Genomic DNA, 23,129 nt, shown 5'->3' on the forward strand with positions numbered 1-23,129 from the left:
TTGACTGATCATTCCATAATTGCTAACAAGGCCCCATGGCAAGACCAAAGGAGTTCGACAGACAGGAGGCCCTCGACGCGGCGATCGGCGTGTTCCGCGAGCATGGCTACGAGGGCACCTCGGCCGGAATGCTGATCGACGCGATGAAGATTGGGCGGCAGAGCCTTTATGACACTTTCGGAGACAAGTGGCGGCTCTATTGCGAAGCCCTACAGAGCTACGCCACGGCCGAGACCAGCGCGCATCTTGCCGCCTTGAAGGGTGGGGAGAGCGCTCTCGGGGGAATCCGGGGCATGATCGGGCGCGTCGTGGCAACGGCGAGAATACCTTGCCTGGGAGTCGGGTCGATCTGCGAGTTTGGGGAGACACGGCATGAGCTCGTCGAGATCAGAGCCGCGGCGGGACATGTCCTGCATGTGGCCATGGTCGAGAAAGTACGTGCCGCCCAGGCGGACGGCGAGGTGGCGACGGAGCTGGACGCTGACGATGCTGCGATGTTCCTGACGGCGAGTATCGCCGGCATCCGGATCGCGGGACGCAGCGGCGCCCCGGAGACACGCTTGCACGCGCTGGGGGCCCTCGCCTTGCGGGCTCTCGGCTGATTTTTTGATTTGTTTTGGAACGATCATTCAAGTTGGAGAAATGACCATGCGCATCGTTGAAATGAATCGGGCTGGCGGTCCGGACGTCATTGGCCTCGTCGAGCGGCCCGATCCGCGGCCGGGGCCGAACGAGGCCCTCGTCGAGATCGCTGCGGCCGGCGTGAACTTCATGGATGTCGGCGTCAGGCAGGGCCTGTTCTGGACCGATCAGCAGGATCCGAAGCCTCTCGGCGTCGAAGGCGCGGGCAGGATCCTCGCGGTGGGAGACCAGGTTCGCCATCTCGCGCCCGGGGACCGCGTGGCCTGGATCTATGCGCCGGGAAGCTATGCTGATCGCGCCGTGATCCCGGCTGATGCGCTCGTGCCGGTGCCGGACGCGATCGACGACCGGACTGCGGCTGCCGTGATGATGCAGGGGCTGACGGCCAGCCACTTCGCGACAGATTTCTACCCGGTCCAGCCCGGAGATGTCGCCCTCGTCCATGCGGCGGCGGGCGGTGTCGGCCAGTTGTTGACCCAGATCATCAAGTCGAGAGGCGGGCATGTCATCGGTCGCGTTTCCGGAGAAGAGAAGGTCGCGAGCGCGAAAGCTGCGGGCGCCGATCATGTGATCGTCGACATGGACGGGAATTTCGCGGCCGAGGTTCTGCGCCTGACCGGCGGCGAGGGCGTGAATGTCGTCTATGACGGTTCGGGACCGAAGACGTTCCAGGGTTCTCTCGATTCGCTGCGCCGATCCGGCACTTTCTGCTGGTTCGGACCGGTGCTCGGTGGTCCCGGCGCCCTCGAGATCACGAGCCTGCCGAAGAGCGTCAAGATCGGTTACGCGACCTTCTTCGACCATATCCATACTCCCGAACTGCTGCGCGCCCGGGCGGCGCGCCTGTTCGACTGGATTGTCGCGGGAGACCTCACCGTCCAGATCGGCGGCGTCTACCCTCTTGCCGAGGCCGCACGCGCGCACGCCGACATGGAAAGCCGCAAGACGACCGGCAAATTGCTGCTGATCCCCTGACCATCCGATCGACAGCGTGGCTCTGGAAACGCGGCCGGCCGTGCTCGGCCGCGTTCATGCCAAGAGAGGGATGGCTCGGAACAGGCCTCCCCCATCTGCGGCCGAGCGGGTGCCGCCCCGGCCTTGCCGGTTGGGCACCGGTTCGTCGAGGGACGCCAGGTGACCGACAACGAAGCAAGCCGCGCGGTGGCCGGCTGTCACGGCCCTGAGGCAAGGCCTCTCCCGCCGGTCGCCCATGCCGGCGAAATGGCTTGGGATACAAGGTCTCCGATAGAGCCAAGGCCTCCCAGATCGGGGCGCCGCACAGATCTTGAAGGAGGAAGCTGGAACATCAGCCGATCGATCGCAGCTGCGAATTCGGACCGGTCTTCAGCCTGTTCACCGGTCAGTATCGCGGACCATCCCAAAGCATGCGAGCGCTGTGCGCGGATCCATTGCTCCTGGCGGGGCGCCGTGCGGGGAACGTAGAGCGTCGGGATGTCGAACGACAGGGCTTCGCAAAACGAATTGTAGCCGCACATGGCAATCATCGCCCGGGCGCCTGCAACGAGATCCTGCATGCGAGGATCAAATCTCACGATCTTGACGTGCCGCAGCGTGCTCGCACGGCGCTGAAGATCCAAGAACTCTTCGCAATGCATGTATGGACCGGTGACAATGACGGTATCCAGTTCCCGGCTCGCACGAAGGCCGTCCAACGCCGCGGAAAGGAGGGGATAGCCATCGCCGCCACCGCCCGCAGCGACGAGCAGGTAATTGCCCGAGCGATGAGGATGCAGGGCCCCGCAAGAGGCCGAGCGCGCCAGAAACCCGGTAAATCTGACCCTGTCGCGAAGTCGCTCGGGAAGCGGAATGCCTTGCAGCGGGTCATAGAAGTCCGACGGGCCATACACCCACAACTCGTCGTAGAAGCGTTCGATGCAGGCGGTCGCCCCCTTGTGCTGCCATTCCAGGCGAAGCGTATCGGGGGCATCGAGAACGTCTCGCAGGCCAAGCACGATCGTTGATCCGATATCTCTCAGGACTGCGAGGGTAGGCAGCAACTCGCCTTCGAGGCCGCCCGGCTCCTTGTCGACGATCATCAGATGAGGGCTGAGCCGGGCGGCTTCGGTTCTTATGATGGCTCGGCGTACAGCGATCGTTTCCGGATATGGCACAGCGCTGTTCCATGAGACGTAGGCACCGCTGGCCAGTTTTTTTACCGGAGGCAGTCTGATCTGTCGGATGCGGTCGCCATCCGGGAAAGCGGCGACATCCGGAGCCCCGGTCAGGATGGTCACCTCGATTGCTGAATTCTGGCGCGTGAGGGCCTCTGCGATCACCCGGCTACGGCGCAGATGCCCCAGGCCGAACGTATCGTGACTGTACATCAGCACGCGCAGGGGCAAGCGCGTCCGGCTCAGCCCGGGCCGCCCTGGGGGCGTGAGCAACGGGGCATGATCGTCCGATGAAAGGCTTTCGAGCCACATGCCAATTCTACCGGTACGGTTTACGCCTGCGGGATGTCTTCGCAGCAGGTCGGCGGGCTCCGCACTTTGCCCTGGCGTCGGGATGCGTGCTCTGTCCTTGATCGCGATCGGGGCTATCAGCTGTCATGGAGCCTCCGGAAACGGCATATTCCAGTTTCACCCGAACATGGCGTTCGGCCGAGCGAGCAGGCAAGTTTGGAAACAACGGGCTCTGTTAGATCCTGTTAGGCGGCCGGAGACTGCCTGCTCGTACCCTGGCCGGACGGTTCATTCCTGTGGCCGGCCGCCACAGGCGCGGCGTCTGCAAGCCCTCGCATCGACCGGGCCGGCATAAGACCGGAAGGCGCCGCAAATGCCTTCGATCACCGCCACCGGGTTGTTCCACGGGACGAAGGGGCGCTTCTCGCACGCTGCGCATGTACGATATTGAATAGCCACGCCAAGAGCTCCCGGGGGAAGGCTAACCCGCGCCCCGCTGCAAGGATCGATGAAGGGGCGGTTGCCCCTCCCCGTTCATGTGCTGCGGAAAGCTGATTGCTGTGGCTCAACGGGGCAGCAGGTTCTGCTTTGCGAGAGCCACCACCTCGTCACCCCGTCCGCTCATCACGGCGCGGAGCGCCCACAGCCCGAACCCCTTGGCTTGGTCCAGTTCGATCGTCGGCGGGATCGAGAGCTCCTGCGTGGCCGTCACCACGTCGAGCACGGCCGGCCCGTCATGGGCGAGCACGCTGGCCACGGCATCCGGCAGATCGCCGGGGTCCTCGGCCCTGACGCCATGGATGCCCATGGCACGCGCCATCGCGGCGAAATCGGGATTTTCAAGGTCGGTCCCGAGTTCGACGAGGCCGGCGGCCTTCATCTCCAGGGCCACGAAGCCCAGTACGCCGTTGTTGAAGATCACGACCTTGACCGGCAGCTTCTGCTGCTTGAGCGTGATCAGGTCGCCCATCAGCATGGTGAAGCCGCCGTCGCCGGAGAGCGAAACGACCTGCCGGCCGGGCTGTGCGGCCTGGATGCCGATGGCCTGCGGCATGGCGTTGGCCATCGAGCCATGCACGAGCGAGCCGACCATCCGGCGCTTGCCGTTCATCGCGAGATAGCGCGCTGCCCAGATCGTCGGCGTGCCGACATCGAAGGTGAAGGCTGCATCCTCTGCCGCGATGTCGCTGACGAGCTTCGCCAGGTACTGGGGATGGATCGGCTTGCGGCCTGGCGTGCCGCGCGCCAGCGCGTCCAGGCCTTCGCGGGAGCGCCGGTATCGGGCGAGGCTGTCGTCGAGATGCTGGCGGTCCTGCTTCACGGAGAGCTTCGGCAGCAGGGCCTCGATCGTCGCCCCGACATCGCCGACGATCCCGAGATCGAGCTTGCAGCGCCGCCCGAGCTGGGAGGCGCGGATATCGACCTGCGCGATCGTGATGTCGCTCGGGAGGAACTGCTTGTAGGGAAAATCCGTGCCGAGCATCAGCAGCAGGTCGCAGGCATGCATCGCCTCATAGCCGGAGGCGAAGCCGATGAAGCCGGTCATGCCGACATCGTAGGGGTTGTCGTATTCGACATGCTCCTTGCCGCCCAGCGCATGCACGATCGGCGCCTTCAAGGCCTCGGCAAGCTGCATCAGCTGCGGATGCGCGCCGGCGCAGCCGCGGCCACAGAACAGCGTCACGCGCCGTGCCCCGTCGATCAGGTTCGCCAGAGCGGTGACCTGCGCATCGGCAGGCCTGACGACGGGTGCCGGCGGCAACAGGCCTGCTGCCGGCGAGATGTCGCGCAGGGGCGCCGGCTTCAGCGCGACGTCGCCAGGAATCACGATGACGGAGACGCCGCGCTCTCCAACGGCGGCGCGGATCGCGTTTTCCAGCACATAGGGCATCTGGCTGGGATCGGTGACCAGCTCGCAATAGACGCTGCACTCACGAAAGAGATTCTGCGGATGGGTTTCCTGGAAATAGCCGCCGCCGATCTCCGCCGATGGAATCTGCGCGGCGATGGCCAGCACCGGCGTGCGACTGCGCTGGGCATCGTAGAGACCGTTGATCAGGTGCAGATTGCCCGGCCCGCAGGACCCCGCACAGACCGCGAGCGCCCCGGTGACCTGGGCTTCGCCGGAGGCAGCGAAGGCAGCCACCTCCTCGTGCCGCACATGAACCCATTCGATCTTGCCGGCCTGACGCAGCGCCTCGGTCAAGCCGTTCAGGCTGTCCCCGACGACACCGTAGATGCGCTCGACCCCGGCCTCGCCCAGGGTCTCGACAATCAGGTCTGCGACATTGCGTTTGGACATGTTCCTGCTCTCTCCAGCGCTTTCGAAAGGGTCCTGTGTCCCTGGCGGTCCTCGCCGATATCGAACGCCTTGGTAGCGCTTCGGCATTCCGGCGCGATCCGCTCATTGAATCAGCGTTGCGCGATGACGGCGCAATCATACGCAGGTGTGCAGCCGGCATCCCCGAGCCGGCTCGGCCTTGGCAACCTCTTCGCCCTGCAATGGGGATCCGTCGAACGCGGCACGGACCGCCGCCATACCCCAAGGCGGACTTAGCTCGCGCTTATGTTTCACCGAGATTATTTCGATGTTGTGGCCGGGAACGCAACGATAACGTCCCTGAAAAGGTCCATTTCGCTTCCGCTTTGAGAAGCACAGGACGTTTCAGGGAGCCTGCGGACATGTATCGGCCCAATATCCTCAAGCAACGCCTCAAGAACGGAGAAAAAGTCTTCGGGAGCTGGAACGTCCTTGCCAGCGCCTTCGCGACGGAGGTGATGGGCTATGCGGGTTTCGACTTCATCATCATTGATCATGAGCACGGCGTCGGCGATATGACGACGCTGGGGCATCAGTTCCAGGCTCTATCGGGCACTGGGACCACCGCGCTGGTCCGCGTTCCCAGTCATGACAGCGCCTATATCCGCCGGACGCTCGATCTCGGTGCCGCGGGGGTGGTCATACCGAGCGTGAACACGGCCGCGGAGGCGCGCGCCATCGTGCAGGCCTGCTACTATCCCACATTCGGATCGCGCGGCGCGGCTCCGGGCACGATCCGGGCATCGGGCTTCGGCGCGGAAGCTGGCCTCTATGCCCGCACGGCGAACGAGCACACGCTCGTGATCTGCCAGATCGAAACCGTCGAAGGCGTGAACAACGCCGCCGAAATCGCCGCCGTGGATGGCGTCGACATGATTTTCGTCGGCCCCTACGACCTCTCGGCATCCGCCGGCTTCATGGGCGAAATGAACCATCCGGAGGTCGTGGCGCTGATCGAAAAGGCCGAGGCGGCTGCAAAGCAAGCCGGCAAGTCGCTGGGCTCGATCCTGAGGCCCAGCGTCTCCCTCAAGGAGGTCTACGAGCGCGGCTACCAGATGATCTCGACCGGCAGCGATTCGACCCGCCTTCGCGCCGCCTGCCTGGCAGACATCGCGGCGTTCCGTCAGGCCACCGCAGCGGACGCGGCCTGAGCCGTCAAAGGGAGACAGCCTTGTCCAGCACAAGCGTCAACATCGTCCTCCGGGCCTATGACCAGTTCTGCCCGCTCATCCTCGGTGCCATCGACACGCCCGGCTTCGATTTCGACGTTCGGTTCCGGGCGCCGCTCTCCAATGAATTTCCGGAGGGCATTCACGGCGGCGAGGTTTCCTTCAACCGCTATGTGATGGCACGGGCGAATGGCGACGACCGGCTCGTCGGCCTGCCGGCCTTTGTTCTGCGGGGCTTTCGCCATCGAAACTATATCGTCCGTCGCGATTCCCCGCTGGAAAGCCTGTCGGAGCTCAAGGGCAAGCGCGTCGGCTCGAACTCCTGGAGCGATACGGGGACCATGTGGGCTCGCGCAGCGCTCCGCGAGGCCGGGGTCGAGGTCGGCGACGTGCAATGGGTGATCGGTCACCTCGACGACAAGATCCGAATGAAGCCGAAGACCCCCTTCGACGTGGAGCCGCCGCATGGCTCGACGTTCCTGGCCGGGGATCAGACGCTCATGGATGACCTGAGGGCCGGAACCGTGGACGCGGCGACGACCGCCTTCATGCCGCCGTCGGTCTATGAGGTCGGCGGCGAGTTCCGCAGGCTCGTCCGGGATTTCCGCGCCGCCGAGAGCGGATATCACCGGCGAACCGGCGTCTATCCTGCCTTTCACATCATGGCGGTCCAGCGTTCCTTCGCGGAGACGAATCCGCGGGCGGTGCTGGCGCTCTATGATGCGTTGATCGCCTCATGGGAGAACTGGTGGCTGAAGCTGAAGAACTTCGGCGAAGCCTCTCCCTGGGCGATCGAGGAGGCGGAGACGATGATCCGCGACTTCTCCGAAGACACTCCGCCGTTCGGGTTGGACAAGCCTGCGCACAGGACGATGCTGGCCGCGATGTGCCATGAGCAATACGCTCAGGGCCTGGTCGGGACGGCCGCCGATCCGGCGCGGCTCTTCAGCGATTTCGAAGAGATCGCGAAGGCCGCCGGGCGCTGACCGGCGGAGCGGGAGCGAGGCTTCCGACGGGCCAGCCTCGGCGGCACCTTGCCGCGCTGCCGAGGCGCGCATCGCACGCCGCGATCACAAGCGGGAGAATTCGATGTCCTGCCACGTCGCCTTGAAATGGGTCGCGAATGCCTTCGTGAGCTCGGTTGCACGGCGGTTGGGATAGATCAACTCGATCGAGACCCCGATCATCGGTGTGAACGGACGATAGGACAGTCGGTCCTTGGGGTGGTAGCGGAGAGAAAACTCGTCGACGAGGCCGACGCCGATCCCGTTTTCGACATGCGGGTAGACGGCCGTGACGCTTTCGACCGTCAGCCTCGCTTCCGGGCGGGGCTTGCTCTTGTCGACGGCCCTTTCAAACTGCTCCAGAAGCCATTGATGCCCCGGCGGATATGAAACCATCGGATGCTCGATCAGATCGTCATAGGTGATCGATTCCCGGCTTTCCAAAGGGTGGCCCTTCGGCATGATGCAGAAGAGGCGGCCGGAGCAGACCTTCTCGACCAACAGCCCCTCCTGCTCGGCCTCGCCCGTCTGGAAGGAGATGCCGATGTCGGCGCCCTCCGCCGCGACGGCGTGATAGACGTCCTTTCGCGGGCGAATGAGCAGATGGACCCGCGCGTCCAGCCGCCCCTGCAGAAAGCGCTGCAGCGCCATCGAGACGATGCCGTTCCCCAGCGGGCGGATGGTCGCAATGCTCATGCGTTGCGAGACGCCCTTCTGGATCATCGCGATGGCATCGGCGATCGCCTGGAAATACTTGAAGTTTCGCTGCAGCGCATCGAACAGGAGCCGCCCCTCGTTCGTCGGCACCAGCCGGCCGCGGTCCTTCTGGAACAGGGTGAGGCCCAGCTGGTCCTCGATCCTGCGGATCATCGTGCTTACGGTCGGCTGGGATATGTGAAGGCCTTCCGCCGCCGCGGTGATGCTGCCGGCGGCGACGACGGCGTAGAAGACCTCAAGCTGGCGCAGACTCATAGCTCCCAGCGATGAAAGCATCGCCATTGATAGCTCCCTGATTGTCGGCGGCGGGACGACGCTGCGAAGCCTTCAACAGGCCGAAAAGAATCGCGGAAATCAATAAAATTCTGAGAATCCAGCCGCATTCAAAAAATATAGCGAGAGAAAGGCTCACCCGGGCTCACAGCAAATAACATAGTCCATGACTATGCATCACCCAAACTTTAGCCCTTTTATAGCCGCGCCATAGCACCCACTAATTTGCGCGCCTCCCTGAATGCGATCGAGGGCTTCCTGGAGGCGGGCAGCAGGTTCGATTGCCGATGGAGGATCGACAGTGACCGGCATAATGGCTTTGAAAGATAGCCCGTCATCGGGCGGCGTCCGATCCCAGACTTCCCGGGACGTCCTGCGGGCGATCACGCCGGTCAACCACCTGCATCGGCTGGGTATCGCTGCAACTCTCTGCCTCCTGGCGCAGTTCTGCTGGCTCGCTCTCAACAACGAGAATTTCCAGTGGCATGTCGTCCTGAACTGGCTTTTCGACCCCTCCGTCATTAGCGGCCTTTACGTGACCCTCGGCCTGACGGTCGTCGCGATGCTGCTGGGAAGCGTCATCGGCCTCGGCCTGGCGATCTTCAGGCTGTCCGAGAGCCGGTTCGTGTCGGCATTTGCCGGGATCTACATATGGTTCTTTCGCGGGACCCCGATGCTCGTCCAGCTGATCTTCTGGTACAATCTCGCGACGATCTTCCCGCAGCTCTCGATCTCCATCCCGTTCGGGCCGACGCTGGCCAGCTGGGACACCAACGCGGTGATCACCCCATTGACGGCAGCCATCGTCGGGCTCGCCCTCAACGAAGCCGCCTACATGGCCGAAATCATCCGGGCCGGCCTGCTGTCGGTGGACCGTGGCCAGAGCGAAGCGGCTGCGGCCTTCGGCATGACGCGGGGCCGGGCGCTGCGGCGGATCATCATTCCGCAGGCCATGCGTTCGATCGTGCCGCCGACCGGCAACCAGCTCATCAGCATGATCAAGGGAACCTCGCTGGTCAGCGTGATCGCGATGAACGACCTGCTCTATTCCGTGCAGGCGGTCTACAATCGCACGTTCGAGGTCGTTCCCCTGCTGATGGTGGCGGTGATCTGGTACCTGGCCGTCACCTCGATCCTCAATGTCGGGCAGTCCTATATCGAGCGCTACTACGCCCGCGGCGAGCGTAGCGCCCGCTCCGGTGGCGAGGCGCGAAGCGCCAAGCAGGCGGAGGGCGTGCGATGACTATCCTGGCTTCGTCGGATCGCGGCCGGGGCGCTTCCCCCGCCCTCGTCAGCGCGCGCAACGTTCACAAGGCCTATGGTTCGCAGGAGGTGCTGACGGGCATCGACCTGGATGTCGATACCGGCGAGACGATCGTCATTCTCGGTCCGTCCGGCTCGGGAAAATCGACCTTCCTGCGTTGCATCAACCATCTCGAGACGATGCAGCAGGGCTCCATCGTCGTGGACGGGGAGCAGGTGGGGTACCAGCTCCGGCACGAGCGACTTTACCGCGTCAATTCGCGAGCCCTTGCACGCCAGCGCAAGGGCATCGGGATGGTGTTTCAGCAGTTCAATCTTTATCCCCACCTGACGGTGCTGCAGAACATCATCGAAGCTCCGGTCGGCGTCTATGGCGAAAGGCGTTCCGAAGCGGTCGCCCATGCCCACGAGCTGCTGGCGCGGGTTGGCCTGTCCGAGAAATCCGACGCCTATCCCCGGCAGCTGTCCGGCGGACAGCAGCAGCGCGTCGCGATCGCAAGGGCGCTTGCGATCAGGCCGAAGCTCATTCTCTTCGATGAGCCGACATCGGCACTCGATCCGGAACTCGTCGGCGAAGTCCTGGCGACCATGAAGGACCTTGCGACGCAAGGCCTGACGATGATCGTGGTCACGCACGAGATCGGCTTCGCGAAAGAGGCGGCGGATCGCGTCGTCTTCATGGATGGCGGCAAGATCATCGAGGTCGGCCGCCCCGACGAGGTGCTGACCAACCCGACGCATCCGCGAACGCGGGCGTTCCTGAACCGCTTCATCTAGCGGCAGGCGGATACCAACCAAAAAAAGAGGGGTTAAAATGGCGCTCAATCGTATCGGGATGGCGATCGCATCGGCGGTTGTCGCTCTGGCTTCTCCCTCCGCTGCCCAGGACATCCCGGCGCAGGCGATGAACCCCACGATCCGGGCCCTGTTGCCGGAGAAGATCAAGGCGCAGGGCTATCTGGTCGCGGTGAACAGCGGGTCGTATCCGCCCTATGACATCATCATCGGGACGAACGAGCTGCAAGGCGTCAGCAACGACGTCGCCATCGCCCTCGGGCAGCTCTTCGGCGTCGAGATTCGTCACCAGACGGTGAGCGGACTGGCTGGAATGCTGGTCGGCTTCGGCACCGGCCGCTACGACCTGGCCATCGGCCCGAACGGAGATTTTCCGGATCGGCGGGCAAAGATCGATTTCATCGACTGGGTCCAGGAATACGTCGCCTTCGCCGTTCAGAAGGGCAACCCGAAGCAGATCAAGACGCTGGACGATGTCTGCGGCCTGAACATCGCCGTCATGGCGGCAGGCTCGGCGGAGAGGGTCCTCAAGGCGAAGGCCGAGAACTGTGCGGCCACGGGGAAGCCGATGACGGTTCAGTCGTTCCCCGACCAGAATGCCGCGATCCTGGCCGTGCGGTCGAAACGCTCCGACGGCTTTTTCTCCGGCCAGGCGCCCCTGACCTATTTCGTCAGCCAGTCGCCGGACACGCTGGATCTCACCGGCACGAACCTTCCGAACGGCTTCAGCGACGTCTACCAGGGCGCTATCGCGCCCAAGGGGTCGGATATGAGCAAGGCCGTGCTTGCCGCGTTCCAGGAGCTTTTCGCCAACGGAACCTACGAGAAGATCATGAAAAAATGGAAGATCGAGCGGAATATGATCAGCAAGCCGGGGGTTAATCTGACTCCGGAAATGGAAATCTTCAAAGCAAAGCAGTAAAGGCGAATGGACTATGCAGCTTTCTCTCGCAACGTGGCGTGACGTCGAGCAATACCTCGTGACTTCCAGGGGGATCATCATTCCCGTTGGAGCGACCGAGCAGCATGGCCCCAACGGGCTGATCGGGACCGACCATCTCGATGCCGAGTTCATCGCCAAAGGAGTGGGCGACAAGATCGGCGCGATGGTCGCGCCGACGCTCGCCTACGGCATGTCGCAGCATCATCTCGGCTTCGCCGGCTCGGTGACCCTGCGGCCCTCGACGATGATCGCGATGGTGGCCGATATCGTCCGCTCCCTGGCACGGCACGGCTTCGAGCGTTTTTTCTTCATCAACGGGCATGCCGGCAACATCGGGACGATGACGGCGGCCTTCGACGAGATCTATGCCTCGCTCTCGCTTCAGCCGAACGGCCACCCCTCGCCGATCCGCTGCCGGATGCTGATGTGGTCCGACGAGAAGCGCGCAAGCAGCATCGCCGAGGAGCTTTATCCCGGCGTCAACGGCGCTCACGCCACGGCCGCCGAAGTCTCGCTCAGCCAATTTTATCACCCTGAGACGGTGAAGCCCGTGGAGATGTCCCCTGAGGTCGCCCCGCCCTTCGCTCCGTTCTATGACTGCGTCGACTTCAGGACGCGCTATCCAGACGGCCGTATCGGCTCCGCGCCGTCGCGCTCGAGACCAGAGCACGGCGAGAGGCTCTTTGCCGCCGCGGTCGAGGATATGGTCGAAGCCTACCAGGCTTTCATGGCGTAATGGGTTTTCGACCCGGGCCCGCCCAACAGCGTCAAAACGAGAGCAACTCCGCAATTCTCCGAAGCGTGGAATTGCTCTATGCCTTTGTTCTATCGCACCTTCCGCGCGCAAACCGGTATCCACCTCGCTCGAAAATGCTCTGTAGCATCGGACCGAAAAGTGGAATCCACTCTTCGGAATAGCCCGGTGCGATAACAATGCGGCGGATCATCGTGACCGCATCCGCTTGGATGCGCGATGATCTGGGCGCGCGCATGCTCGTCGGGAATCCTGCGCGAGGGTCGGTGTTCCATACGAAGGTGTGGATGAATTCAGCGGTTGCCCGGGTCGAGGATCGCGGCAAGATGGGCGGCGATGATGTCCGGCTCGACCGGCTTGTCGAGAAACGCACGGGCGCCGGCCGCCATCACACGATCGCGCGTCGCAGCCGTCGGGAAGGCCGTCATGAAGATCATCGGAAAGCGGCGCCCCGCCGCAACCAGCTCTGCCTGAAGCTGATCGCCCATCATCCCCGGCATCTGTATGTCGGCGATCATGCCATCCGGATCGCCGCTCTCGCGATCGTTCAGAAATTCCCGCGCCGAGCCATAGCTGCGGGCCTCGTATCCGAGCGAGCGGATCAAGCTGGAGAGAGAACTGCGAACGCCATCGTCGTCGTCAACGATCGCGATTATCGTCATGTGCTTCATATCCGCCATTCTGCGAGCCGGCAGGAGCGCCAAGGGAAAGCTCATGCGTGCAGTCCGACGCGTTATGGCGAATTGCGAATGCGGCGGACATCATACGCAGGTTTACGGTTGGACGATCAGGAGCGCGGGATGCCCAGTGCTTCCGCGATGCGGACGAGGTCCGCAAGTGTGCGCACATTCATCTTTCGCATGACGTTGCCGCGATGGATCTTCACAGTGATTTCACTCAGGCCGAGGGCGCCTGCGACCTGCTTGTTCATCAGGCCTGAAGACACATGCATCATCACCTCCCGTTCGCGCGACGTCAGTGTTCGGTAGGCGTCGCGAAGGCTGTCCAGCGCGGCCGAGGCGCTGCGCCGCTGCTGATCGCGTTGGATCGCTGCCATGACGGCGTCGAGCATTTCCTGAGCGCGAAACGGCTTCGCCAGGAAGTCGACCGCCCCGGCCTTCATCGCCCGGACCGTCATCGGAATATCTCCGTGCCCGGTCATGAAGACGATCGGCAGCTCAACTCCCCGCTGAATGAGCTGGCTCTGGAAGTCGAGGCCGCTGATGCCCGGCAGCCGCACATCGAGAATGATGCAGCCCGGCACGTCGGGAAGCTGCTCTAGCAGCAGCTCCGTCGGAGAGCCGAAGAGACAGGTCGTGAATCCGACGGATCGGAACAGGCTGTCGAGTGAATCGCGCACAGCAGGATCGTCGTCCACGATCACGACGAAAGGCGAACTTGGAGACGTTGAGGCCGCTCTCGCGGAAACCTGCCCGTTCATACCGATGCACCATGCTGGGAAACCGGAAGGATGAGGCTGAAGATTGCTCCGCCGTCAGGCGGGCTCTCCGCCATCAGGCGGCCGCCATGGGCTTCCGCGATCGTACGACAAATCGCAAGCCCCATGCCCATCCCATCCGGCTTGGTCGTGAAAAAGGGGGCAAACAGGCGTTCGGGATCATGCCGCGAGATACCCGGGCCGGAGTCACGCACTGCGATCGCGACCTCTGTCGGGGAAATCCGGGACGCCGTGATCGTCAGCAGCCGCTGGCCGCCGTGTTCGACCATCGCCTGCCGAGCGTTGACCATCAGGTTCACGACGACCTGCTGAAGCTGGACCCGGTCTCCGATCACCGGGGAAAGGCCGATATCGACCTCCGAGCGCAGCTCGACATGTTCCCGCGCCAGCTCGCGCTGGACCAGCTGAATCGCCTCTTCGACCAGCCCCGCAATCTCGATCTCGCTGGATCGGGGCGCGGCCTTGGTCAGGAAGGCCCTGATCCGCTTGACGATCTCGCTCGCCCGGCGCCCTTCCGAGACGACCCGCTCCAACGCCGTGCCGGCTTCGGACAGATCGGGTTGGCCACGCCGCAACCAGCGCAGCGCGGCCTCTCCGCTGGTGACCACCGCCATCAGCGGCTGGTTGACCTCATGCGCAATCGATGCGGTGAATTCGCCGAGCGTCGCGACGCGCGCCGCATGGGCCAGCTCCGCTTGCGCCTGCAAGGCCGCGTCCTGAGCCTTCCGGCGTTCCGTGGCGTCGACGGCGAAAACCATCACCTTGCAGTCGCTGTCATCGGGCGCGGGAAAGGTCAGGGCGAAGATCACCGGGATGCGGCGGCCATCGCTTCCGACGACTTCGGTCTCGTCTTCGAAGAAGGGGTCACCCCGCGCGAAAGCGGCGAGCGCCGAACCGAACGTCGTGTCCCCCTCGCTCAGGATGTCGTCCACGGAACGGAGAAAATCTTCGGTGCTTTCAACCCCCACCATCGCCAGGAAAGCCGGGTTGACATCGATGATCCGTGCGAGCTGGCGCGCCTTCACGATGAAGGCTGGGTGGTTTGTCAGGTAGCGTGACAGCGAAGCGCCATCGTTGAGCCCCAGAGCGGCAAGTTCGGCACGGACCGCGCTCCAATCCTCTTCGATGAGGCCTACCCTGCTGGCCTTGAACATGCGCCGGTAACGCCGCTCGCTTTGGACGAGCGCAGCATGCGCGGCCTCGCGCTCGGTGATATCGGTGTTGGTCTCCAGCACGCCGACGATCCAGCCCTTTGCGTCACGCCGCAGCGCCCAGCGACTCTCCACGACGATGCGTTCACCCGTCCTGGTCCAATGGACCAGCACGCCGTCCCAGCGGCCGGTCATATGCAGGGTCTGATTGATCGTGGCGCGCGGGAGTGCGTACTCCGTCTTCAGGAGTTCATCGGCGATCCGGCCTACAGCCTCCGCCGGCCGCCAACCATAGACCTCTTCCGCAGCGCGATTCCAGAACGTGATGCGTCCCTGCGAGTCGCGCGCGAAGGTCATATCGTGAGACAGGTCGAGCAACCGCGCCTGTGCAGCGAGCGTGGCGGTGTCGGCCTGGCTCTTCAGGGCGAGCAGGCTCGCGATAGCCGTCGAGGCCAGGCTGACCAGCCCGCGCAGCGCCGGCGCGCCCGCGAGGAGCAAGCCGTGCACGACGAGATAGGCGGTGACGATCAGGAACAGGCTCGACGCCGCGGCCACGAGGATGTCCCCTCGCCGGCCCGTCGCCGCCGCCAGCAGGATCACCAGCACATAAAGGACCGCAACCGCGCCTTCCAACGGCGAGAGCGTGTCGAACAGAAAGATGCCGAATGCCAGCGCTCCCGCCAGGAGGCGCAACACGGTCACGTTCATGCCCGATACCGCTTTGGAGGCCCGCGGCATACCGGCGCCCAACGCCGCGGGGGGCGAAGAGGCAAGCCGATTGAAGAAGGGGCGGTGTGACATGGAAGGCAGCGAACTCCGGTCACGGCGCGAGGCCGAGTAGAAGGGTAGATCATCCAAGCGGTCGCTGTTCGGCCGTCGGCGCGATCCTTTCAAGAAATAACAGGGCCGATCGCCCGAGCCTGCGACCTCTGGCGTGCAGCCCGATCTCGGTGTGCGGGTTCCGCATCGGTCGTCGAAGGAAGCCCTGAGCCTGACGAGGAAGGCAATAGAGACGACCCGGTCCTCGTTCTCAAGGTTCTCCTCGTCGTGGCGACATCACCGGGTTCCGCGCAAAAGCAGGGCCAGGACCACATGAGCGAACCGAATACGAACACAAGCATGAGGCCGGCATACTTTCGTCGGCTTCGGCATGCAGCGATCGGGACAGGCTGTCGGTGCGACGCTTGCACGACATCACAGCAATTAACGGGCGCGGGCGCGGCGCGAGGCGTATCGGTTTGCTGTCCCGATTACCTTGCGAAGGAGAGCAGTCATGAGCGAAGGATCCGTCGCCACCGATCCCCAACGTCGCGAATTCGTCCGGCTCGCAGCCGCCGCGGCAGCCGCTCTCGTGGCTGGCAGCGCCTCGGCGCAGACGACTGCCTCGCCGTCGACACCGCCGCGCGCCGCCGGTTCGCTCGGGCCGATCAAGCAGGTGGACGCCGGCGTTCTCAGCATCGGCTATGCCGAGATGGGGCCGGCTACCGGCGCGCCGATCCTGCTGTTCCACGGCTGGCCCTACGACATTCACGCCTTCACCGAGGTCGCGCCGCGTCTCGCCGACAAGGGCTATCGTGTCATCATCCCGCATCTGCGCGGCCACGGTTCGACCGTCTTCCGCTCCGCGGCGACGCCGCGCAATGCGCAGCAGGCGGCGCTGGCGGCCGACGGGATCGCACTCATGGACGCCCTCGGCATCCAGAAGGCCATCGTCGCAGGCTTCGACTGGGGGGCGCGAACCGCCAACATCATGGCTGTCCAGTGGCCCGAGCGCTGCAAGGCGCTTGTCTCGGTCAGCGGCTACCTGATCGGCAGCCAGGCCGGCAACGCCAAGCCCCTGCCGCCAAGCGCGGAGCTGCAATGGTGGTATCAGTTCTATTTCGCGACCGAACGCGGCAAGGCCGGCTATGCCGCCAACACCAACACCTTCAACCGCCTGATCTGGCAGCTCGCTTCTCCGCAGTGGAAGTTCGACGACGCCACGTTCGAACGCTCGGCGACGTCCTTCGTGAACCCCGACCATGTCGCCATCGTCATCCACAACTACCGCTGGCGGCTGGGGCTCGCGCAGGGCGAGAGCCAATATGACGGGTTCGAGGCCAAGCTGGCCGGCGCTCCTCCGGTCACGATCCCGTCGATCACGATGGAGGGCGATGCGAATGGTGCCCCCCATCCCGACCCGGCGGCTTATCGGGCGAAGTTCACGGCAGCTTACGAGCATCGGCTGATCACCGGCGGAATCGGCCACAACCTGCCGCAGGAAGCCCCTGCAGCCTTCGCCCAGGCGGTCCTCGACGTCGACAAGCTGGCAGGATGAGGCGTCCGGCGCGCGCAGCCCATGCCGTGCGCGTCGAGAGCTGCCCAAGGAGAGTTGCATGAAGAAAACGATCGCCTGCGCCTTCGCCGTCATCACGGTCTCAGTGGGCGTCTCGGCCTATGTCTCGGCCCAGGCTCCCGACGACCAGGCAGCGCCGGTCTACGGCGTGAAGCTTCCGGAGGGCTACCGCGACTGGAAGCTGGTCAGCGTCGCCCAGGAGAACGGGCAGAACAACGATATCCGCGCCATCCTCGGCAACGAGATCGCGATCAAGGCCTATCGGGAGAATATCCGGCCGTTTCCGGACGGTGCGATCATCGCCCGGCTGGCCTGGCGTTACGAGTCGTCCCCGCGCAACGACACCGTCTTTCCGGCTCCGCAGTCATTCGTGGCGGGCCCGCCGACGAACGTCCAGATCAGCGTGAAGGATTCCAAGCGCTATGCCGGGACCGCCGGCTGGGGCTACGGCCAGTTCGAGAACGGCCTGCCGACGAAGAATGTCGCTGCCGTGCAGTCCTGCTTCGCCTGCCATGCCAAGCTGGAGAAGCTCGAGGCCAAGGCGGACTACGTCTTCACCCATTACTCGCATTGACGCCGGTTGGGCGGTCTCGGGCCGCTCCCCCAGGCGCGTTTCCTGAAACGGCAAGGGCCAGCCCGCGAAACACGCGGCCTGGCCCTTCTTTCGTTCACCGTGCTTAAAACATCGTCCTCGCAGCAGCTCGGCAGCAAGCTCATTGCAGGAGCTGCAAACGGGTTGCGGCCGGCTACGCACAACAGCGTACCCGGCCGCAGTTTCTCGTCATGCTCCGGGGATGCCCCCATGGAGCGGCTTCGGCTCAGCGTGCGGCCGCCGCCTTCTCGATCAGCGTGGCCACGGCGGGCGCATGCGAAACCATCACGACATGCGATGCGCCCTTGACCTCCACCGTCTGGCGCGACTTGGCGCGTTCGGCCATGAAGCCCAGTGCGGCGGGCGGGATGTTCTTGTCCTGTGAGCCGTAGATGAACCAGGACGGCACGCTCTTCCAGGCCGGTGCCGTCGAGGCTTCCGTCAGTGCAGCTTCGGCGATCGGCCGCTGGCCGGCAGCCATGAGACGCGCCTGGGATGCAGGCACGTCCGCGGCGAACTGCTGCGGGAAACGCGATTGCTCGATATAGAGGTCGTTCCCGCCCGAGGTCAGCTTGACCGGCGGAGCGAGCGCGCCGCCGAGCGTGCTTCCTGGGAACTTGCCGGTCAATCCGAGCGCGGTCTCGCCGGCCTCTGGCGCGAAGGCGGCGACATAGACGAGTGCCTTCACGTTGGAGCGCCCCTCTGCCGCCTCACTGATGACGGAGCCGCCATAGGAGTGGCCCACCAGAACCACCGGGCCCTCGATGCCCTTCACGACGCCGGCGACGGCATCGGCATCGGCGCGGACGCCGCGGAGCGGATTCGCGGCCGCGACGACCCTGTAGCCGCCCCGCTGGAGGATGCTGATCACGCCGTTCCAGCTCGACGAGTCCGCGAATGCTCCGTGGACGAGCACGACCGTCGGCTTGGCCGGCCGGGCCGGCTGCGCCTGCGCCATCGGCGCGACAAGGTGAGCCGCGAGCACCAGCCCGCCAGCGATGAATCTGTTCATGTCGATCTCCTCTCGAAGGCGGCTCAGACGAGCGCGACGACGGCGTCGATATTGCCTTTGATTGCCTTGGAATACGGGCAGGTCCGGTGCGCTGCCTCGATGATCTGGCGCGCGACTGCAGGATCGACGCCGGGAACGCTGACGTTCAGGCGCGCGGCGAGCGAATAGCCTTCATCCCCATGCCGCAGCTCGACCTCGGCATCGATGGCGACGCTAGCCGGCAGGATCACACCCTTCGACTTGGCCGCGATCGCCATCGCTCCTTCGAAGCAGGCTGACCAGCCGGCCGCGAAGAGCTGCTCGGGGTTGGAGCCTTCGCCACGGCTGCCGGGCGGTGCGAGCTTGATGTCGAGGCGGCCATCCGAGCTGCGGGCGCTGCCTTCGCGGCCGCCGACGACATGGACATTGGCGGTGTACAGGGTCTTGGTATCGGACATGGTTCTTCTCCTACGGGTGGGGGGTCGATCAGCGGAACGCGCGGAAGGCGGCGCGCACTTCCTGCGCGAAGATCTGCGGCTGTTCCCAGGCGGCGAAATGGCCGCCATTGCTCGCCTCGTTGAAGTAGACGAGGTTCTTGTAGCAGCGTTCCGCCCAGCTCTTCGGCGCGCGGAAGATCTCGCCGGGGAACACGCTGACGGCGACAGGCAAGTCGATGAGGCCGCGCGCATTGAAGTTGTTGGTGTGGTCCTCCCAGTAGATCCGGGCGGCGGAGGCACCGGTGCCGGTCAGCCAGTACAGCGCGATGTCATCGACGATCTCGTCGCGGGTCAGGACACGCTCGGGCTGGCCGCCGCTATAGGTCCACTGGGCGATCTTCTCGTACATCCAGGCCGCCATCCCGGCCGGCGAGTCGACCAGCGAATAGCCGATGGTCTGGGGCCGGGTGTTCATCATCGCGGCGTAGGCGGAATTGTCCCGATAGAACGCTTCGAGCTGATCGAACGCGCCACGCTCCTTGGCGGACAGCGTGGCGGGAGCCGGGTCGCCGGCCGCCAGGACCTTGGCGATCTCGGCGGGCACCACCGCGGGCATGTTCAGGTGAATGGCGCGCAGCCCCGGCACGTGCTGGAGCGCCATGCGCTGGGAGATCACGGAGCCGCAGTCGCCGCCCTGGCTGACATAGGTCTCGTAGCCCAGGCGGCGCATCAGGACCGACCAGGCGCGCCCGATATGATCCGATCCCCAACCCAGCTTCGTCGGCTTCGCCGAAAAGCCGAAGCCCGGGATCGAGGGGATGACCAGATGGAACGCATCGTCGGCTGTGCCGCCATGCGCGGTCGGATTCGTCAGCGGGTCGATGGCCTTGAGGAATTCCAGCACCGAACCCGGCCAGCCATGGGTCAGGACCATCGGCAGTGCGTTCTCGTGGCGTGAGCGGACATGGATGAAGTGGATGTCCAGCCCGTCGATCTCGGTCAGGAACATCGGCAGCGCATTGAGCTTGGCCTCGACCTTGCGCCAGTCATAGTCGGTTGCCCAATAGCGAAGCAGCGGCTCGATCGTTTGGCGGCGAACCCCCTGATTGTCGTCGGGAGCCGGCTCCATATCCGCCCAGCGGGTTTCGGTGATGCGGCGCTTCATCGCAGCGATGTCCGCCTCCGGAACCGCGACCTTGAACGGCCTGATCGCGCTGCTGGCGGCAGTCTGAGCGCCTGCAGCGGAGGGGAGCGCACTTGCGGCCCCGGCAAGCGCTGCGCCCACCAGAAACCGGCGACGCGAGGTCGAGACATCTTCAAGCACTTGCCTTCTCCTTGAACGGGGATCCGAATTGGTCGATCCGAACGTAGAGAGGCGGCTGCGCGACGCTCGTTAGCTTCGATGATGACGCGTTAGCGCCTCACCATGCCCGGGCAATATCCCGCACCCGGCAAGGCCGCAGGCGGCCGATGATCAGCTCGTGCTGTCATCAACTAACAGGGATCGCCGCACCATAACGTGAAACCGTTGTGCCCGGCCTTCAGGTCTGGAGAGAGACGTCCGCGCGCAGAGACGTCCGCGCGAAGAGGCACAGATCATGCTGGCACCAACCCACTCCCGAAGATTTGCCACTGCCGTGCTCTTGGCCGCAGGCGCGGCGGCTGTGGCCGGCGTGACCGGCGCCATCATCGGTCCGGGCTTCGGCTCCGCTCCGCTCCGCGTCGGGGCCATTTCCTCCGCTCCGATCGGCGCGACCTCCAACCCGATACCGGCGCTTCAAAGTGCCGGGCTCTGGCTCTCCGGTGTTCCAGGTGGCCCGCAGGCACTCCGCGGCCGGGTCGTCGTCGTCAATTTCTGGACGTACTCGTGCATCAATTCGCTGCGCGCGTTGCCGTACCTGCGCACATGGAACGAGCGTTATGGGAGCAAGGGGCTGACCGTGGTGGGCGTTCACGCACCCGAATTTCAGTTCGAGCATGACCCTGCGAAGGTGCGGCTCGCCGCGAGGCAGCTTGGCGTCTCCTATCCAAATCTCCAGGACAACAACTATGCCGTCTGGCAACAATTCTCCAACGAGGGCTGGCCGGGATTCTATTTCATCGACGCTCAGGGGCGCATGCGCGGCTACCGTGTCGGCGAAGGGAAATATGCCGAAGCGGAACAGTTCATCCGGGAGCTTCTGACGGAAGCGGGGCAGGACCTTTCGACAGTTGAGACTGCCCCCATTATCGGCACCGGGATCGAGGCCGAGGCGGACTGGGCCCATCTTCGATCCCCCGAATCGTATGTCTCATACGGCAAGGGCGAGGGCTTCTCCTCCCCCGGCGGGTTTTCCCCGGATGCATCTCGCGACTATGGTCCAGCTTCGGAACTGATGTTGAATCGCTGGGACCTCTCCGGCTCCTGGACTGTCGGACGCGAGTTCACCACTCTCGACCAAAGCGGCGGCTCGATCCGGTTCCGCTTTCAAGCACGCGACATGCACCTGGTCCTGGGCGGGGCGGCAGATGGCGAGCCGATCCGGTTCCGGGTGACAATCGACGGCAGCGCTCCGGGGAACGATCACGGCGCAGATGTGGATGCCGACGGCTGGGGAGCGGTAAAGGAAGACCGGCTCTACCAACTGGTGCGGCAATCAGACGAGATCGTGGACCGCACCGTCACCATCGAGTTTGCGCGACCTGAAGTCCGCGCCTACGCATTCACATTTGGTTGAAACCGTCGCGCGTTCGAAAGCGCGTCGCTTTACCGGAACACTAATCCAGAACAATGCAGCAGCGTCTTCGGATTGCGTAACATCCAGCACAAACACGGCCATCGTATTCGGAATGCTCGTTCTTCAGCTGTTCTGGAGCCGCCCCGCAACTACATGAAGCGCGGGGCTGCTCTACATCCTTGTTCAATCGCATTTTATTTACGCGAACCGGTGCCCGTCTCGCTCGAAAGTGCTTTATTAGCGGCTGTTGCGCTGGACAAAGCTGATGACGGCTCCTGCGAAGACTTCGGCCTTCTCGACATGAGCCAGGTGGCCGCATTCGGATAAGAAGAGCAGATCGGAATTGGGGATGGCCGTCGTCAATGTCCGCGCCCAATAAGGCCCGCAGATGAAGTCAGCCTCCCCGACGATGACAAGTGTCGGCAGGTCAAGGTCGGCCAGTGCATCTCGAACGTCGAACGGCAGGCGGTCCCCGACAACGAAGGTAAAGTGCATCTCCTCCTGCATGGCAGCCAGCGGGAGGCTCGGACTATAGGGATCAGCAAAATAGGCAGGCAGCAAAGCTCGCATTGTCTGCGTATAACTTGCGTCATCGCTGATCGACGGGACGGCTTCCCAAGCCTTCAGGACGGCTTCTGCTCTTTCGTCGCCGCGATGGCGGGCTGCGAACGAACGGACATTCGCGTCCGCTTGCTCAAGGAACCCGGGGCCGGTCACAGCCGATGTGTCATATAGGATGAGGCCTGCAATTCGATCCGGATCGGAGAGCGCACAGTGCTGCACGACGAAGCCGCCATGCGAATGACCAAGCAGATGCACATCTCTCAAGCCAAGGGCGACCAGGAATCCTCGCAGTTGTTCGCTGTAACGTTCGACGCTGTATCCCATCGGGTGTTCAGCTAAACGATCGGACGCGCCAGTGCCGACAGGCTCCAGATAGATCATCGTCAGTTGATCCTCGAGGAGTGGCATCCGCAGGTAGTTCCAGGTGGCCCCGGGGCCTCCGGCATGGACCACGCATACTGGGCCTCGTCCCGCGACGAAGTACGATTGTTTGAGCCCCCCGACGAAAACAGTGTGGTGTCCCGACGATAGCGCCGCTGGCATATCCATGACGTTTTTCCCAAGCTGGTTGGCTGCTTCG

General features: G+C 64.1%; 21 protein-coding genes. 11 read left to right on the forward strand and 10 right to left on the reverse strand.

The annotated features are described in order from the left end of the window. Positions 1 to 35 precede the first annotated feature (35 nt). Together VGV58_RS18725 and VGV58_RS18730 are read left to right on the forward strand one after the other, a co-directional pair. The gene (locus VGV58_RS18725; protein ID WP_326875538.1) at positions 36 to 602 is read left to right on the forward strand and encodes a TetR/AcrR family transcriptional regulator; all 567 of its coding nucleotides are present in this window, start codon (positions 36 to 38) and stop codon (positions 600 to 602) included. 46 nt (positions 603 to 648) lie between these two features. Beyond that, positions 649 to 1,617, forward strand: coding sequence for a quinone oxidoreductase family protein (locus VGV58_RS18730; protein WP_326875539.1), 969 nt, complete (start codon positions 649 to 651; stop codon positions 1,615 to 1,617). Positions 1,618 to 1,814: 197 nt separating this feature from the next. Here VGV58_RS18730 and VGV58_RS18735 read toward each other — a convergent pair whose 3' ends face one another. Both VGV58_RS18735 and poxB read right to left on the reverse strand, forming a co-directional pair. Further along, positions 1,815 to 3,086 carry a glycosyltransferase family protein gene (locus VGV58_RS18735; protein ID WP_326875540.1) on the reverse strand — a complete coding sequence of 424 codons (1,272 nt, stop codon included), beginning with the start codon at positions 3,084 to 3,086 and terminating at the stop codon, positions 1,815 to 1,817. 544 nt (positions 3,087 to 3,630) lie between these two features. After that, positions 3,631 to 5,367: a ubiquinone-dependent pyruvate dehydrogenase gene (gene poxB, locus VGV58_RS18740; protein ID WP_326875541.1), complete on the reverse strand. Its 1,737-nt coding sequence runs from the start codon at positions 5,365 to 5,367 to the stop codon at positions 3,631 to 3,633. Positions 5,368 to 5,747: 380 nt separating this feature from the next. Between poxB and VGV58_RS18745 the strand changes: the two genes are divergently transcribed. Then, positions 5,748 to 6,536: an HpcH/HpaI aldolase family protein gene (locus VGV58_RS18745; RefSeq protein WP_326876169.1), complete on the forward strand. Its 789-nt coding sequence runs from the start codon at positions 5,748 to 5,750 to the stop codon at positions 6,534 to 6,536. Between the two features lie 20 nt (positions 6,537 to 6,556). Further along, positions 6,557 to 7,540 carry an ABC transporter substrate-binding protein gene (locus VGV58_RS18750; protein WP_326875542.1) on the forward strand — a complete coding sequence of 328 codons (984 nt, stop codon included), beginning with the start codon at positions 6,557 to 6,559 and terminating at the stop codon, positions 7,538 to 7,540. Positions 7,541 to 7,624: 84 nt separating this feature from the next. Here the strand turns inward: VGV58_RS18750 and VGV58_RS18755 are convergent, their stop codons facing one another. Beyond that, positions 7,625 to 8,557, reverse strand: a complete 933-nt coding sequence (locus VGV58_RS18755) for a LysR family transcriptional regulator (protein WP_326875543.1) — start codon at positions 8,555 to 8,557, stop codon at positions 7,625 to 7,627. A 304-nt stretch (positions 8,558 to 8,861) separates the two neighbouring features. On the opposite strand from VGV58_RS18755, the gene VGV58_RS18760 reads away from it, so the two are divergent. From VGV58_RS18760 to VGV58_RS18775, 4 genes are read left to right on the forward strand one after another with little or no spacing between them, the layout of a single operon-like run. Further along, the gene (locus VGV58_RS18760) at positions 8,862 to 9,791 is read left to right on the forward strand and encodes an amino acid ABC transporter permease (protein ID WP_414644044.1); all 930 of its coding nucleotides are present in this window, start codon (positions 8,862 to 8,864) and stop codon (positions 9,789 to 9,791) included. Further along, a complete protein-coding gene (locus tag VGV58_RS18765) occupies positions 9,788 to 10,588 on the forward strand; it encodes an amino acid ABC transporter ATP-binding protein (protein WP_326875545.1) in 801 nt (266 codons plus the stop codon). Before VGV58_RS18760 ends, VGV58_RS18765 begins: the two co-directional genes overlap by 4 nt. A 37-nt stretch (positions 10,589 to 10,625) precedes the next feature. After that, on the forward strand, positions 10,626 to 11,528 hold the full coding sequence (locus tag VGV58_RS18770; protein WP_326875546.1) for an ABC transporter substrate-binding protein: 903 nt from the start codon (positions 10,626 to 10,628) through the stop codon (positions 11,526 to 11,528). A 13-nt stretch (positions 11,529 to 11,541) separates the two neighbouring features. Continuing rightward, complete coding sequence (locus VGV58_RS18775; RefSeq protein ID WP_326875547.1) at positions 11,542 to 12,285, forward strand: creatininase family protein; 744 nt, start codon at positions 11,542 to 11,544, stop codon at positions 12,283 to 12,285. Positions 12,286 to 12,596: 311 nt separating this feature from the next. Here VGV58_RS18775 and VGV58_RS18780 read toward each other — a convergent pair whose 3' ends face one another. From VGV58_RS18780 to VGV58_RS18790, 3 genes are all read right to left on the reverse strand, one after another. Further along, positions 12,597 to 13,007, reverse strand: a complete 411-nt coding sequence (locus tag VGV58_RS18780) for a response regulator transcription factor (RefSeq protein WP_326875548.1) — start codon at positions 13,005 to 13,007, stop codon at positions 12,597 to 12,599. An 83-nt stretch (positions 13,008 to 13,090) separates the two neighbouring features. Next, positions 13,091 to 13,744 carry a response regulator transcription factor gene (locus VGV58_RS18785; RefSeq protein WP_326875549.1) on the reverse strand — a complete coding sequence of 218 codons (654 nt, stop codon included), beginning with the start codon at positions 13,742 to 13,744 and terminating at the stop codon, positions 13,091 to 13,093. After that, the gene (locus VGV58_RS18790; protein ID WP_326875550.1) at positions 13,741 to 15,621 is read right to left on the reverse strand and encodes a PAS domain-containing sensor histidine kinase; all 1,881 of its coding nucleotides are present in this window, start codon (positions 15,619 to 15,621) and stop codon (positions 13,741 to 13,743) included. Before VGV58_RS18790 ends, VGV58_RS18785 begins: the two co-directional genes overlap by 4 nt. A 565-nt stretch (positions 15,622 to 16,186) precedes the next feature. Here VGV58_RS18790 and VGV58_RS18795 point away from each other — a divergent pair. Continuing rightward, positions 16,187 to 17,230: an alpha/beta fold hydrolase gene (locus VGV58_RS18795; protein WP_326875551.1), complete on the forward strand. Its 1,044-nt coding sequence runs from the start codon at positions 16,187 to 16,189 to the stop codon at positions 17,228 to 17,230. 58 nt (positions 17,231 to 17,288) lie between these two features. Beyond that, positions 17,289 to 17,822 carry a cytochrome P460 family protein gene (locus VGV58_RS18800; RefSeq protein ID WP_326875552.1) on the forward strand — a complete coding sequence of 178 codons (534 nt, stop codon included), beginning with the start codon at positions 17,289 to 17,291 and terminating at the stop codon, positions 17,820 to 17,822. Positions 17,823 to 18,066: 244 nt separating this feature from the next. Here VGV58_RS18800 and VGV58_RS18805 read toward each other — a convergent pair whose 3' ends face one another. From VGV58_RS18805 to VGV58_RS18815, 3 genes are read right to left on the reverse strand one after another with little or no spacing between them, the layout of a single operon-like run. After that, positions 18,067 to 18,852, reverse strand: coding sequence for an alpha/beta fold hydrolase (locus VGV58_RS18805; protein WP_326875553.1), 786 nt, complete (start codon positions 18,850 to 18,852; stop codon positions 18,067 to 18,069). A 23-nt stretch (positions 18,853 to 18,875) separates the two neighbouring features. Beyond that, positions 18,876 to 19,289, reverse strand: coding sequence for an organic hydroperoxide resistance protein (locus tag VGV58_RS18810; RefSeq protein WP_326875554.1), 414 nt, complete (start codon positions 19,287 to 19,289; stop codon positions 18,876 to 18,878). Positions 19,290 to 19,317: 28 nt separating this feature from the next. Continuing rightward, on the reverse strand, positions 19,318 to 20,592 hold the full coding sequence (locus tag VGV58_RS18815; RefSeq protein ID WP_326875555.1) for an epoxide hydrolase family protein: 1,275 nt from the start codon (positions 20,590 to 20,592) through the stop codon (positions 19,318 to 19,320). A gap of 274 nt (positions 20,593 to 20,866) precedes the next feature. Between VGV58_RS18815 and VGV58_RS18820 the strand changes: the two genes are divergently transcribed. Then, positions 20,867 to 21,985 carry a redoxin family protein gene (locus VGV58_RS18820; RefSeq protein ID WP_326875556.1) on the forward strand — a complete coding sequence of 373 codons (1,119 nt, stop codon included), beginning with the start codon at positions 20,867 to 20,869 and terminating at the stop codon, positions 21,983 to 21,985. 237 nt (positions 21,986 to 22,222) lie between these two features. Here VGV58_RS18820 and VGV58_RS18825 read toward each other — a convergent pair whose 3' ends face one another. Further along, on the reverse strand, positions 22,223 to 23,098 hold the full coding sequence (locus VGV58_RS18825) for an alpha/beta fold hydrolase (protein WP_326875557.1): 876 nt from the start codon (positions 23,096 to 23,098) through the stop codon (positions 22,223 to 22,225). Positions 23,099 to 23,129: the final 31 nt, after the last annotated feature.

The organism is Allobosea sp., assembly GCF_035944895.1.
Lineage (GTDB): Bacteria > Pseudomonadota > Alphaproteobacteria > Rhizobiales > Beijerinckiaceae > Allobosea.